Consider the following 14699-nt stretch of genomic DNA (forward strand, 5'->3'; position numbering starts at 1 on the left):
CTATGCAAGCTGCATCGCGAGTTTTATCGAGATCGCCATGCTCGCAGAGTTCGCTTTACCTGTCCAGGCGATATCAAATGCCGTGCCGTGGTCGGCGGAAGTGCGGATAAACGGCAGTCCCGCCGTGATGTTGACGCCATCGTAAAAGCCAAGCAGTTTCAACGGGATATGCCCCTGATCGTGGTACATCGCCACCACCATATCGTACTGCCCCTGCTGGCACTGTAAAAACACCGTATCCGGCGGGCACGGGCCATAGACATCAATGCCCTGCTGCTTCATTGCCTGGATGGCTGGTGTCACCGTGGTGATCTCTTCATCACCAAACAGGCCATTCTCGCCCGCGTGCGGATTGACCCCGGCGACCGCGATGCGCGGTTGGTCATAGCCCACGCGGCGCAGGAAGCTGTCAGCCATGCCGATCACCGTCTGAATACGTTCGCCGTTCAGCGTGTCGAGGAACTTACGCAGCGCGATGTGCGTGGTCACGTGGATCACTTTCAGATGGTCGGTATACAGCACCATGGCGTAATTTTTGGTCTGGGTCAGCTGTGCCAGCAGTTCAGTGTGGCCGGGATAAAGGTGGCCCGCCGCGTGCAGCGCCTCTTTGTTCAGCGGGGCGGTGGCAATCGCCTGCACGTCGCCCGCCAGCGCCAGTTCGGTGGCGCGCTTCACGCAGCGCCAGGCCAGATCGCCGGCCTGCTTCTGCACCCTGCCCGGCTGCAGCGCATCAGGATCGGCCAGCGGCTCATCGATGACGTTAATGATGCCCGGTGCGAAATGCGCATCCTGCACGCTGTCCAGCACGCGCAGCTCGGCCTGCGGCGTAATGTTCAGCGCCAGCACCCGACGCAGCGTCGCGGCACAGCCGACCACCACCGCCGGAATGCCCGCCAGCTCCCCTTCTGCCAGCGCTTTAATGATGATTTCCGGGCTGATGCCCGCCGGATCGCCCATGGTCACCGCAATAGTGTTATTCACTCGACTTCTCCTCAATAAAACGAATGGCTTCTGCCAGGGTGTTTTCATCACCAAAGCCACCCGCTTTGGTCATCACCGGCAGGTGTAATTCACTGTTAAGCAGAACCCCGTGCGGTACACAGCCCGCCACCTGGCCCTGAATCTGAAAGCCGCTGGCCCCGAGTGCCTGCGCCACCGCGATGGCCACGTCACCGCCGGAAAGAAACAGGCCGGCAGGCTGAATGTGCGCGCAGACGGCGCGCGTGAGCTGCGCCAGAAACTGGCAGATGCGCTCGCCGAGCTGCTGGCGCGTAATCTGCTGCTGCTGACACAGCTGCGCAATCGCGTAGCGCTGATCAGCCTGTTGCGTGGTGCGTACCACACAGTGCACGCCCTCGCGCAGCGCCTGGACCATCGCCTGCTGCCAGGCCGCCGCCTGCGGCCATGCCGGTGTGGCAAACAGCTGGCAAATATCAATATCAATCAAGCGGATGTCACGCTGGCTGGCGAGCCGGGCGATTTGCTGCTGCGCCATGGCGCTCATCGAACCGACTATCGCCAGCACCGGGCGAGAGGGCCGCGCAGCAAGATGCGCACCCAGCGCATCGCTTAACCCGGACGCGCCGACCAGCAGCGGACGTTCCGGCAGCGTCGCGGCCGCCGCGATAATAGTGTCGATATCCGCCTGCAGTTCCGCGTCCAGTACCAGCAGTCCCTGACTGGTCGCCAGCCGTGCGGCCAGCGTGCCGCTGCGTACCGTGGCAAGATCGATCTGCTCGCCCGGCAGGTCGCATTGCATCTGCAGCCGCGTCAGCACGTTACTGCTGGTCACCGGGGTTTTAGGATCGCTGGCAAATTCGGTATCAGTCAGGCGCTGTTGATGGATCCACACTTCCCCGCCGCGCGTGATGCGGCCCAGCTTTGGCACCGCCGGCACCACCAGCGCCAGCCGTTTCGCGCTGACCTGCAGCGCGGCAGCCACCTCAGCGCCTGGATTGCCGCGCAGCGTTGAGTCAATTTTCTTAAACAGCCAGCCGTGTTGCGCTATCTGCTGATGCGGCTGCATGGCGGCATGTGTACGGCTGGCGGCTTCCGCTGCGCTCACCGCACGGCTATCGGTGCTGATCACCAGCACATCCGCTGCGCCGGCATCCGGGGGCGTCAGGTTATTGAACAGCACGTGGACGCGCGCGCCGGCCAGCGCGAAGCCGCTGCCTGCGTCATTGGCACCGGTAAAATCGTCGGCAATCACCAGAACGGGCGTTTTCCATGGCGATGAAGTCATTCTCTCTCCTGTCACGGCCCCTTGCCGTGCTGCATTTGATTATATTCAATCATGATTGATTATATGTGAGCAAGATCAAATTAATTGAAATCGATATCGCCTATAAATTTAGCCTCAGAAAGGGATACACCCCGCACAGCATTGAGCAAACCTAATCATAATGTGCAAAACCGTTATAAGGGCATGACATGAATATCAACAGCACCGTGATCAGTGGCTATCAGGCTCTAAACGATCTCAGCTATTTACTGCAGGATAAGCAGAAGGCGTTGCTGGTCACGGATAAAAACATTCTGGGTATTCCGGCGGTGCAGGCGCTTATCGCCCGGCTGCAGCAGCAGATCGCCAGCCTGAGCCTGGTTGATACAGTGCCGCCCGAGCCGAGCCAGCATGATGTGGCGGCGATTGTTGCGGCGCTGCCGCACGGCGACGTCGATCTGGTGATCGGCATTGGCGGCGGCAGCGTGCTGGATGTGGCGAAGCTGCTGTCCGTGTTGTGCGTAGCCGATGCGCCAACCCTGACGGCGCTGCTGGCCGGTGAGAAGCCGCACACGCGTACCGCTTCTTTACTGATCCCGACCACGGCCGGCACCGGCTCGGAAGCCACGCCCAATGCCATCCTTGCCATTCCGGAGAAAGAGACCAAAGTCGGTATTATTTCGCCGGTGATGCTGCCGGACTATGTGGCGCTGATTCCGGAACTGACCACCAGCATGCCGGCGCACATCGCCTCGTCGACCGGAATTGATGCGCTGTGCCACCTGATTGAGTGCTTCACCGCCACCGTGGCCAATCCGGTGAGTGATAACTATGCGCTGATCGGCATGAAAAAGCTGTTCGCCAGCCTCGAAAAGACCCTTGCCGAACCGGACAACCTGGAAGCACGGCTGAATATGTTGTGGGCGTCCTACTACGGCGGAGCGGCGATCGCCCATGCCGGGACGCACCTGGTGCACGCCATGTCCTATCCGCTGGGCGGCAAGTATCATCTGCCGCACGGCGTGGCCAACGCCATTCTGCTGGCGCCGTGCATGCAGTTTGTGCGTCCGGCGGCGGTGAGCAAGTTCGCGCAGGCCTACGATCTGCTGCCGGATGCCGATAGCACACTGGATGAAGAGGCTAAATCGCACGCGCTGGTGGCCTATTTCGCCGCGCTGGTGCAGCGCCTTAAACTGCCTGCCAGCCTGGAAGCGCTGGGCATCGGGCCGGATCATCTGCCGTATCTGGTCGAAGCCGCGCTGGACGTGCAGCGCCTGATGAAGAATGTACCGATGAAAGTCAGCGCCGACGATGTGCGCAACGTCTACCTGACGCTGTTTCCGGCGTTAAATCACTCAGCATGAGCGGGGGAATCATGAGCAACAATATTCAGGGCGTACTGACCGCCATCGTCACCACTTTTGATCGCGACGGAGCCTACAATCCTGCCGCGCAGCGTGAACAGATTCGGCGTCAGCTGAGCGCCGGTAACGGTATTTTCTGCGGCGGCACCAACGGGGAGTTTTTCGTGCTGAACGAGCAGGAAAAGCTGGCGGTGACCGAGACCTGCGTCGACGAAGTAAACGGCACTGCACCGGTGGTGGCGCACATTGGCGAGATCTCGACGCGTGACACTATACGGCTGGGCAGGCAGGTGGCAAAGCTGGGCGTGGATGCCGTCTCGGTGATCACCCCTTACTTTGTGCCGCTCAAACAGGAAGAGCTGATTGATCACTACCGTGCCGTGGCCGACGCTATCGACGTCCCGCTGTTTCTCTACAACATTCCGGCGCGCACCGGTAATACGCTGCTGCCGGAAACCGTGCGCACGCTGGCAGCGCATCCCAACATCATTGGCATCAAAGACAGCGCCGGCAGCTACGAAAGCCTGAGCGGCTTTCTGCAGGCAGCGGCAGGTATTGCGCATTTCAACGTGCTGAACGGGCCGGATTCACTGATTCATCAGGGCTTCGTCGATGGCTGTTCCGCCTGTATTTCCGGGCTGGCTAACGTGGCGCCGAAAGAGATTAACGCCATCTGGGCGCGCTTCCATGCCGGTGACATCGCCGGATCGCGCGCCGCTCAGGAGAACGTCACCGGCCTGCGTACCGATCTTTACAGCATTGGTTTTTCCCCGGCGGCGGTGAAAAAAGCCGTGGCGCTGCTCGGCTATGAGGTTGGCGACAGCCGCTATGCGGTGCGCTTCTCTGCGGAGGAAGAGCAGAAGATCCGCCAGATCGTGAATCAGTATTTGCAGTAAAGCCAGGAAATTCAAAGCACTTACCGCACGCAACTGTGGTAGCGGCGCGATTCATCGCGCAATACAGCCGCCGCTACCCCTGCCGCCATCAGGGTTAGGGTTAATCTGACGGAGGCGGGGCGGATTCAGGCAGCGATGGCTGCTGTTATTAACACCGGGACGCATTTGCTATGAAAGTCATCTGTACTTCACCTTCGTTCGCCCGCTACGACGCCGCGCCGATCGACACACTGCGCCAGCAGGGCTTTGAGCTGATTACGCTGCCCGCCGACGCACCGCTCAGCGCGCTGGCGCCGCATCTCGCCGACACCGTCGCCCTGATCGTGGCCTTTACCGAGGTCAACGATGCGCTGCTGTCGCTGGCACCGCAGCTGAAAATTGTCTGCAAGCACGGCGTGGGCGTCGATAACATCGACCTCGACGCAACCCGTGCGCGCGGTATTTACGTGACAAACGTGCCGGACGCGAACAAACACGCGGTTGCCGATTTCGCCTTTGCGCTGATTCTCAATAGCGCGCGCCAGATCACCACCGCCGCAATAGAGACCCGCGCCGGCCACTGGCCACGCATTTTTGCCACCGACGTCTACGGCAAAACGCTCGGCATCATCGGCCTGGGCAATATCGGTAAGCAGGTGGCACTGCGCGCTAAAGGCTTCAACATGCGCATTCTCGCCTTCGATTTTTACCCCGATGACGCCTTCGCCGCCGAACACGGTGTGACGTTTGTCAGCCTCGATCAGCTGACGGAGCACAGCGACTTTATCACCTTACATATGCCGCTCACCGACCAGACGCAAAACCTGTTCGACGCTGCGCGCCTGAAACGCATGAAGAAGAGCGCGTTTCTCATCAACGCGTCACGCGGTGGCGTGGTGAATGAGCAGGATCTCTACCAGGCGTTGCAGGATAACGTGATTGCCGGTGCGGCGGCGGATGTCTTTGTGCAGGAGCCGCTGGCGCAGCATCCGCTGTTCACCCTGAGCAACTTTATCCCCACGGCGCACCTTGCCGGTTATACCGACGGTGCCATCAGCGCCATCGGCGAACGCTGCGTGACGCAGATTGTGCAGTGTATAAAACAGGGCGAACGCCCGATGAATGTCATGAACGGGCTGGCCTGACGCCGCCCTCCTCTGTCACCCTTTTCGCGTGGATAATGATTATGACCAACACCGCACGCTCAACACGCATCAGATGGTGGATCGCCGGCCTGATGTGGCTGGCCATTGCCATTAACTATATTGATCGTACCGTACTCTCTGCTGCCGCACCGCACCTGATCACCGAGCTCGACATCAATCCGGAGATGATGGGCTTTATCATGGCGGCATTTTTCTGGTCCTACGCGCTGTTGCAGATCCCGGCAGGCTGGTTTGCCGACCGCTTCGGCCAGAAAAAAGGCCTCGGCATCGCTGTCGGCTGGTGGTCGATTGCCACCATGGCGATGGGGCTCGCCACCGGCTTTAAATCACTGCTGGCGCTGCGTCTGGCGCTCGGCGTGGGTGAAGCAGCGGCTTATCCCAGCAACGCCGGTATTACCGCGCGCTGGTTCCCGGATCGCGAGCGCGCCACCGTCTCCGGCCTGTTCGACAGCGCATCAAAATTTGGCGGGGCCGTCGCCATGCCGCTGATCGTCTTTATGATCGCGCTGTTCGACTGGCGTCTGACCTTTCTGGCGATTGGTGCCGTCGGGCTGATTTGGGTCATCGCCTGGTACTTCATTTATGCCGAGAACCCGGAAGACCACAAAGCGATCAGCGCCGATGAAGTGCGCCTGATCCGCGATGGCCAGGCGCAGAAGCACGGCGATAAGAACGTGCGACCGATGAAGTGGTACAAGCTGCTGCGCTACCGCAACATCTGGGCAATGTGTATTGGCTTCTTCACCATCAATTACACCTCCTACTTCTTTATCACCTGGCTGCCAACTTACCTGGTGAAAGACAAAGGGATGGATTTCCTGAAAATGGGCATGGTGGCGGCGCTGCCGCTGATCTGCGGCATGGTGATTGAGGTGCTGGCGGGCTGGGCGTCGGACCGTATGGTGCACAAAAAAGTGCTGTCGCTGACCGCCACGCGCAAGCTGTTCCTGACGATTGGCCTGCTGATGGCGCTGTGCATCGGGTTTGCGCCATTTACCGATTCCGTGTTCATGACGGTACTGCTGCTGTGTATTGCTAAGTCCGGCACCACCGTCGCGGCCTCTCAGGTGTGGGCGCTGCCAGGCGATGTTGCGCCCACCAACAGCGTGTCAATTGTTGCCGGGCTGCAGAATACCGTATCCAATATGGGCGGCGCGGTCGGGCCAATCATTACCGGCGCTATCGTCGGTGCCACTGGCCACTTTACCTGGGCGCTGGTGTTCTCGGCGGTGCTGGTAGTGATCGGAATCCTTAACTACCTGTTCCTGCTCGGCAAGGTCGAACCGATTGTGGATGAGGAACCTTTATCCCACGCCCGTTCCGCCATTAACGGCGTGTAACCTGCGCAACGGCAGTGGCGCCCCGGCTGCGGGCGCCCGTTAGCGGCCGGCCATAAACCGGCGATAAGCAGCAATCACCGCAAGAAAATCCTCCACGCCGCAGAACGACAGGCTCTCCTCATCGTAATAAGTCATGCCCTCTTCCAGGCCGTCATCCTCTAACGCCAGCTGATTGGCGCGGATCATCACCTCTTCCTCATCCAGCCACAGCGTATATTCGTGCCCGACGCGCTGCCACTGCTGCTGCGTGCCTTTGACTGCACGCACCGCGGCTTCGACTTCATCCAGCAGCGCAAAGTTCTCTTTCACCTCTTCATTGAACCAGTGCCCCACCGCTTCGTGGTCCATCGACATGCGTACCCGGACCTGACCGGTCACGTCACGCAGAAATTCATATTCCATGTTGGCCTCATACCTGTGGCGCGCCAGACGGCACGCTTTCGTGCATTTTGTGCGCAGCGCGCGCAAGAAAGTGGGATCGCGCTCGCATTATGCCTGGAGACGGCGAGGGAAAAAAGCGCATAAAAAAAGGGACGATGCGCTCGTCCCTTTTTCACTGGCAGGCGTATTTTACACTGCGGTCTGGAAAATCACTCCGTCCGCTTTTTCGGTGTACTGGCCCAGCTGATCAAAGTTCAGGTAGCGGTAGGTGTCGGCAGCGGTTTTATCCACCTGCACCATAAACTGCTGATACTCGTCCGGCGTAGGCAGTTTACCCAGCAGGGAAGCGACCGCGGCCAGCTCGGCTGATGCCAGGAACACATTGGCACCGGTACCCAGACGGTTCGGGAAGTTACGGGTCGAGGTGGAAACCACCGTCGCGCCGTCTTTCACGCGCGCCTGGTTACCCATGCACAGTGAACAGCCCGGGATCTCGATACGCGCACCGCTCTTACCAAAGACGCTGTAGTAGCCCTCTTCCGTTAGCTGCGCGGCATCCATCTTGGTTGGCGGCGCTACCCACAGGCGGGTCGGCAGCTGGCCTTTGTGCGCGTCCAGCAGTTTACCTGCCGCACGGAAGTGACCGATGTTGGTCATGCACGAACCGATGAACACTTCGTCGATCTTCTCGCCCTGCACGTCAGACAGCCAGCGCGCGTCGTCCGGATCGTTCGGCGCACACAGGATGGGCTCTTTGATTTCCGCCAGATCGATTTCGATCACCGCTGCGTATTCCGCATCGGCATCGGCTTCCAGCAGTTGCGGATCGGCCAGCCATTTTTCCATGCCCTGGATACGGCGCTCCAGCGTACGACGGTCGCCGTAGCCTTCTGAGATCATCCACTTCAGCAGTACGATGTTGGAGTTCAGATACTCGATGATCGGCTCTTTATCCAGCTTGATGGTACAACCCGCCGCAGAACGCTCGGCCGAGGCATCGGTCAGCTCAAACGCCTGCTCAACTTTCAGCTTCGGCAGACCTTCGATTTCCAGCACGCGACCGGAGAAGATGTTTTTCTTGCCTTTCTTCTCAACGGTCAGCAGGCCCTGCTTGATGGCGTACAGCGGAATCGCGTGCACCAGATCGCGCAGCGTGATGCCCGGCTGCATTTCGCCTTTGAAGCGCACCAGCACTGACTCCGGCATATCCAGAGGCATAACGCCCGTCGCGGCGGCAAACGCCACCAGACCAGAACCGGCCGGGAACGAGATGCCAATCGGGAAGCGGGTGTGTGAGTCACCGCCGGTGCCGACGGTATCCGGCAGCAGCATACGGTTCAGCCAGCTGTGAATCACGCCATCGCCCGGACGCAGCGAGACACCGCCACGGTTCATGATGAAGTCCGGCAGCGTGTGGTGTGTGGTGACATCGACCGGCTTCGGATAAGCGGCGGTGTGACAGAAGGACTGCATCACCAGATCGGAGGAGAAGCCCAGACACGCCAGATCTTTCAGTTCATCACGGGTCATCGGACCGGTGGTGTCCTGAGAGCCGACCGAAGTCATTTTTGGTTCACAGTAGGCGCCAGGACGAATCCCTGCCACGCCACAGGCGCGGCCCACCATTTTCTGCGCCAGCGAGTAACCACGGTTGCTTTCAGCCACATCTTTGGCTTTGGTGAACACATCGCTGTGCGGCAGACCCAGCGACTCACGCGCTTTGGTGGTCAGGCCGCGACCGATAATCAGCGGAATACGGCCACCGGCGCGCACTTCATCCAGCAGCACGTCGGTTTTCAGCGCAAAGGTCGCCAGCAGTTCATTGGTCTCGTGATTGCGTACTTCACCCTTGTAAGGGTAAACGTCAATCACATCGCCCATGTTCAGGCGCTCAACGTCGAGTTCGATCGGCAGCGCGCCGGCATCTTCCATGGTGTTGAAGAAGATCGGCGCGATTTTACCGCCGAGGCACAGACCGCCGCCTTTTTTGTTCGGCACATACGGAATGTCGTCACCCATGAACCACAGCACTGAGTTGGTCGCGGACTTACGTGAAGAACCGGTACCAACCACGTCACCGACGTAGGTCAGCGGGAAGCCTTTCTGCTGCAGAGCTTCAATCTGTTTGATCGGGCCAACGTTGCCAGCATCGTCGGGTTCGATACCGTCACGTGGGTTTTTCAGCATTGCCAGCGCGTGCAGTGGAATATCCGGACGTGACCATGCATCCGGCGCCGGAGAGAGGTCGTCGGTGTTGGTTTCGCCGGTCACTTTGAACACGGTGGTGGTGATTTTTTCTGCCAGCTTAGGACGCTTAAGGAACCATTCTGCATCAGCCCAGGACTGGAGGATTTTCTTCGCGTGGGGATTACCCGCTTTGGCTTTCTCTTCGACGTCGTAGAAGTTATCGAACATCAGCAGCGTGTGGGACAGTGCTTCAGCGGCAATCGGTGCCAGAGCCTCATCGTCAAGCGCCTCGATCAGCGCATGGATGTTGTAGCCGCCCTGCATGGTGCCCAGCAGTTCGACTGCTTTTTCACGAGTGACCAGAGGAGAGTGGGCTTCGCCCTTTGCGATAGCTGCCAGGAATCCGGCTTTTACATACGCCGCTTCATCAACACCCGGCGGGACACGGTTGACCAGCAGGTCAGTCAGGAATTCTTCTTCACCCGCTGGCGGGTTTTTCAGCAGTTCAACCAGCGCGGCCATCTGGGAAGCATCTAACGGCTTAGGTACGATTCCCTGGGCAGCACGCTCGGCAACGTGCTTACGGTATTCTTCTAGCACGACGTTCTCCTCGCTCTCATTGTATAGCTTTCCGGTGCACCTGTTGATGCTGTCAAACAGTAGGGTGAGGTGCCCGGTTCTGCGTCGGCCAGCATAGCAGGATTTCGGCTGATTGTTAATCCGTTTACAAAAAAGCAACATCCGCGCGTTATTTAGCAGATTTGACTGCGCTTTGCGCCAGGAGAGAAGCCAGAACGGCTCTAATAGTGCCTGTTCGCGCCTGTGCCGATAGCCAGCGGAGCCAGGTTGTAGCGCGTAATTTGTCGCCTCCGGCCTTCACACAGCGAATCCATAACCTGCAATCCCCTTTCAGGCCGGTTCATTCACTTTTGGTTATGTGCTAATGCGCTTGCACTAAACGGCTACTGTTCAGCTTCCCATACGTTTTCCTGAGGAAAAATTAATACCACATCACCTGATAAATATTGAACGCAATGCCTTGCGCACATCTAATTAATTATCAACGCAGTGCCGGTTTAAATGAATCTTTAAACTTAGTCATTCAATTAAAATAAACCCTTAAAAAATAACTGGGATTTAAAAAAGAGATAAAAAATAAAAGAGGAAATGATAAATAAATAGCGTAGACTGCCTGCGGGCGCTTGAGGCTATCTGCCTTAAGATCTGCAAAAGAAATTGAGGTGGATGGTGGAAGGTGAACCGTGCGATTAATTTTCATTAACCGCACGGGTGAGCCACTACCCTACACCCAGACAGTGTCAGGGTAATGGCTTGCTCGTGCTAATGCAAGGAGTAAGTGATTATGAAGGTGAAATTCAGCACGCTGATTATCAGCGGGCTCATCCTGTTAGGTTTATGCCTGGCAAATCGCAGTTCACTGTGTGAATTACGATTGCGGATATTCACGGCTGAATTATCGGCTGTCATGGCTTACGAAGCACAACAGTAAACTTCAATAGCGGAGGGTTTCCTCCGCTATTCCGGCATCGTTTAAGGTGATGCTCCTGCGCCCGCTTTTATCTATTCAAATTACGTTTTCAATTAATAAAAAAACGGCTCCTTACAGGAGCCGTTAATTAACCTAAGCCTCAGGCGAACTTATTTCTTTTTCGCTTTTGGATTTGGCAGGTCAGTAATGCTACCTTCAAACACTTCCGCCGCCAGGCCAACCGATTCGTGCAGGGTTGGGTGCGCGTGGATGGTCAGCGCGATATCTTCGGCATCACAACCCATCTCGATAGCCAGACCGATTTCACCCAGCAGCTCGCCGCCGTTGGTACCGACAATCGCGCCACCAATAACACGGTGCGTCTCTTTGTCGAAGATCAGTTTGGTCATACCGTCTGCGCAGTCAGACGCGATAGCACGGCCCGATGCCGCCCACGGGAAGGTGGACACTTCGTAGCTGATGCCTTTCTCTTTGGCTTCTTTCTCGGTCAGACCCACCCAGGCCACTTCTGGCTCGGTGTAAGCGATAGAAGGGATCACTTTCGGGTCGAAGTAGTGCTTCAGACCGGAAATCACTTCTGCCGCCACGTGACCTTCGTGCACGCCTTTGTGCGCCAGCATTGGCTGACCGACGATGTCACCGATAGCATAGATGTGGGGCACGTTGGTGCGCATCTGTTTGTCGACGCGGATAAAGCCGCGATCGTCCACTTCCACGCCTGCTTTGCCAGCATCCAGACCTTTACCGTTCGGTACACGGCCAATCGCCACCAGCACTGCGTCGTAGCGCTGTGGTTCAGCCGGCGCTTTTTTACCTTCCATTGATACGTAGATACCGTCGTCTTTCGCTTCTACCGCGGTGACTTTGGTTTCCAGCATCAGGTTGAATTTCTTACTGATACGCTTGGTGAACACTTTCACTACATCTTTATCGGCGGCCGGGATCACCTGGTCAAACATCTCGACCACGTCGATCTCTGAACCCAGCGCATGGTAGACGGTACCCATCTCCAGACCGATGATGCCACCGCCCATAACCAGCAGACGCTTCGGAACTTCTTTCAGCTCCAGCGCATCGGTAGAGTCCCACACGCGCGGATCGTTATGTGGAATGAAGGGCAGTTCGATTGGACGCGAGCCTGCAGCGATGATGGCGTTATCGAAGTTGATGGTGGTTGCGCCGCCCTCTCCTTCCACTACCAGCGTGTTGGCACCGGTGAATTTACCCAGACCGTTGACCACTTTCACTTTGCGGCTTTTTGCCATGCCAGCCAGACCACCGGTCAGCTGAGTGATGACTTTCTCTTTCCAGGTACGGATTTTGTTGATGTCAGTCTGCGGCTGGCCAAACACGATACCGTGCTCTTCCAGAGCTTTAGCTTCTTCGATGACTTTCGCCACGTGCAGCAGCGCTTTTGACGGGATACAGCCGACGTTCAGACAGACACCGCCGAGGGTGCTGTAGCGCTCTACCAGTACGGTTTCCAGACCTAAATCAGCGCAACGGAAGGCTGCAGAGTAACCTGCAGGACCTGCCCCAAGTACCACGACTTGAGTTTTAATCTCTGTACTCATCATGACCTCTTGTTAGATTGCCGGCGGTCAAAAGCGACCCTTTCCCAGGCTCTTGATGCCCTATCTCCACCGGGACATTTCACCGCGAGAGTTTACAGAATTGTTAACAAACTGCCAACCGCGGCAACTCCGAATGCTTACAACAAGGCCGGCATTTGCCGGCCTTGATTAACGTCACATCACCAGACGGCGAATATCAGACAGCATATTGTTAATGATGGTGATGAAGCGCGCACCATCCGCACCGTCGATGACGCGGTGGTCGAACGACAGCGAAATCGGCATCATCAGGCGCGGAGCGAACTCTTTGCCGTTCCACACCGGCTCCATCGCCGACTTAGACACCCCGAGGATAGCCACTTCCGGCGCGTTAACAATTGGCGCGAAGTGCGTGGTGCCGAGGCCGCCAAGGCTGGAGATGGTGAAGCAGCCGCCCTGCATATCGCTGGCGGTCAGTTTGCCATCACGCGCTTTCTTCGACGTCGCCATCAGCTCACGCGACAGCTCAGTGATGCCTTTCTTGTTCACGTCTTTGAACACCGGAACCACCAGACCGTTTGGCGTATCGACCGCCACACCGATGTTGATGTACTTTTTCAGCGTCAGCTTCTGACCATCTTCCGACAGCGAGCTGTTGAAACGTGGCATCTGCTCCAGTGCCGCCGCGACCGCTTTCATGATGAACACCACCGGGGTGAACTTCACATCCAGCTTGCGCTTCTCGGCTTCCGCATTCTGCTGCTTACGGAACGCTTCCAGATCGGTGATATCGGTTTTGTCGAAGTGGGTCACATGCGGAATCATTACCCAGTTACGGCTCAGGTTAGCACCCGAGATTTTCTGGATACGACCCAGTTCCACTTCTTCGATTTCACCGAACTTGCTGAAGTCCACTTTCGGCCATGGCAGCATGCCCGGAATACCGCCGGCTGCGGCCGCAGCCGGTGCCGCTTCAGCGCGTTTCACCGCGTCTTTCACGTAAGCCTGCACGTCCTCTTTGAGGATGCGACCTTTACGGCCGGTGCCTTTGACTTTCGCCAGGTTAACACCGAACTCGCGCGCCAGGCGACGAATCACCGGCGTAGCGTGCACGTAAGCGTCGTTTTCAGCAAATTCGCTCTTCGCATCGGCTTTCGCCGCTGCTGGCGCAGGTGCAGCTGCCGGTTTGGCTTCTGCAGCGGGTGCGGCTTCCTGTTTCGCTGCCGGTGCCGCAGCAGCCGGCGCAGCGCCTTCTACTTCGAACACCATGATAAGCGAACCGGTGCTGACTTTATCGCCGGTAGCCACTTTCAGCGCTTTAACCGTACCGGCAAACGGCGCCGGAACTTCCATTGACGCTTTATCGCCTTCCACCACGATCAGTGACTGCTCAGCCTCAACTTTATCGCCTACTTTGACCAGCACTTCGGTGACTTCCACTTCGTCGCCGCCGATATCCGGGACGTTAACGTCTTTGGCACCCGCAGCCGCGGCTGGCGCGGAGGCCGCCGCTTCTTTCACGGCAGGTTTGGCAGCCGCTGCTGGCGCTGCGCCTTCGGCTTCAAAGATCATGATCAGTGAACCGGTGTTCACCTTGTCGCCCGTGGCGATTTTGATCTCTTTCACCACACCGGCAAACGGTGCAGGCACTTCCATGGAGGCTTTGTCGCCTTCGACGGTGATCAGCGATTGCTCAGCCGCCACTTTGTCGCCCACTTTAACCAGAATTTCGGTGACTTCGACTTCATCGCCGCCGATATCCGGGACGTTAACGTCTTTCGCTTCGCTGGCGGCGGCCGCAGCAGGTGCCGCTTCCGCTGGTTTCTCTTCGGCGGCCGGTGCCGCAGCAGCTGCACCTTCGGCGTCGAAAATCATGATCAGTGAACCGGTATTCACTTTGTCACCGGTCGCGATTTTGATCTCTTTGACCACGCCGGCCTGCGGCGAAGGCACTTCCATCGAGGCTTTATCGCCTTCCACGGTGATCAGCGACTGTTCGGCTTCAACCTTGTCGCCCACCTTGACCAGAATCTCGGTGACTTCAACTTCGTCTGACCCGATATCCGGTACGTTAATTTCGATAGCCATTACTCTCTTAC

General features: G+C 57.8%; 11 protein-coding genes. 5 read left to right on the top strand and 6 right to left on the bottom strand.

Annotated features, from left to right (window positions below):
• Window positions 1-981, bottom strand: a complete 981-nt coding sequence (locus ABVR31_RS15420; RefSeq protein WP_222951273.1) for a D-threonate 4-phosphate dehydrogenase — start codon at window positions 979-981, stop codon at window positions 1-3.
• A complete protein-coding gene (locus ABVR31_RS15425; protein WP_222951274.1) occupies window positions 974-2245 on the bottom strand; it encodes a four-carbon acid sugar kinase family protein in 1272 nt (423 codons plus the stop codon). The genes ABVR31_RS15420 and ABVR31_RS15425 overlap by 8 nt, the downstream gene beginning before the upstream one ends.
• 188 nt (window positions 2246-2433) lie before the next feature.
• On the opposite strand from ABVR31_RS15425, the gene ABVR31_RS15430 reads away from it, so the two are divergent.
• The 4 genes from ABVR31_RS15430 (at window position 2434) to ABVR31_RS15445 (ending at window position 6969) form a co-directional block, all read left to right on the top strand.
• Window positions 2434-3588 (top strand): iron-containing alcohol dehydrogenase, encoded by a 1155-nt coding sequence (locus ABVR31_RS15430; RefSeq protein WP_222951275.1) that lies wholly within the window; start codon window positions 2434-2436, stop codon window positions 3586-3588.
• An 11-nt stretch (window positions 3589-3599) separates the two neighbouring features.
• Window positions 3600-4484, top strand: a complete 885-nt coding sequence (locus tag ABVR31_RS15435) for a dihydrodipicolinate synthase family protein (RefSeq protein ID WP_371221702.1) — start codon at window positions 3600-3602, stop codon at window positions 4482-4484.
• A gap of 170 nt (window positions 4485-4654) precedes the next feature.
• On the top strand, window positions 4655-5608 hold the full coding sequence (locus ABVR31_RS15440; protein WP_058770607.1) for a phosphoglycerate dehydrogenase: 954 nt from the start codon (window positions 4655-4657) through the stop codon (window positions 5606-5608).
• 41 nt (window positions 5609-5649) lie between these two features.
• Window positions 5650-6969, top strand: a complete 1320-nt coding sequence (locus ABVR31_RS15445) for an MFS transporter (RefSeq protein ID WP_021507533.1) — start codon at window positions 5650-5652, stop codon at window positions 6967-6969.
• A 39-nt stretch (window positions 6970-7008) separates the two neighbouring features.
• Here the strand turns inward: ABVR31_RS15445 and yacL are convergent, their stop codons facing one another.
• A complete protein-coding gene (gene yacL / locus ABVR31_RS15450) occupies window positions 7009-7371 on the bottom strand; it encodes a protein YacL (RefSeq protein WP_031279698.1) in 363 nt (120 codons plus the stop codon).
• Window positions 7372-7539: 168 nt separating this feature from the next.
• Window positions 7540-10137, bottom strand: a complete 2598-nt coding sequence (acnB, locus tag ABVR31_RS15455; RefSeq protein WP_141496256.1) for a bifunctional aconitate hydratase 2/2-methylisocitrate dehydratase — start codon at window positions 10135-10137, stop codon at window positions 7540-7542.
• A 763-nt stretch (window positions 10138-10900) separates the two neighbouring features.
• Between acnB and ABVR31_RS15460 the strand changes: the two genes are divergently transcribed.
• Window positions 10901-11047: a Hok/Gef family protein gene (locus ABVR31_RS15460; RefSeq protein ID WP_152999350.1), complete on the top strand. Its 147-nt coding sequence runs from the start codon at window positions 10901-10903 to the stop codon at window positions 11045-11047.
• 149 nt (window positions 11048-11196) lie between these two features.
• Here the strand turns inward: ABVR31_RS15460 and lpdA are convergent, their stop codons facing one another.
• Together lpdA and aceF are read right to left on the bottom strand one after the other, a co-directional pair.
• Window positions 11197-12621, bottom strand: coding sequence for a dihydrolipoyl dehydrogenase (gene lpdA / locus ABVR31_RS15465; RefSeq protein WP_372774062.1), 1425 nt, complete (start codon window positions 12619-12621; stop codon window positions 11197-11199).
• Window positions 12622-12795: 174 nt separating this feature from the next.
• Window positions 12796-14688 (bottom strand): pyruvate dehydrogenase complex dihydrolipoyllysine-residue acetyltransferase, encoded by a 1893-nt coding sequence (gene aceF, locus ABVR31_RS15470; protein WP_372773370.1) that lies wholly within the window; start codon window positions 14686-14688, stop codon window positions 12796-12798.
• Between the last annotated feature and the right edge of the window lie 11 nt (window positions 14689-14699).

Source organism: Pantoea sp. WEP (assembly GCF_041678305.1).
Classification (GTDB): domain Bacteria; phylum Pseudomonadota; class Gammaproteobacteria; order Enterobacterales; family Enterobacteriaceae; genus Pantoea; species Pantoea dispersa.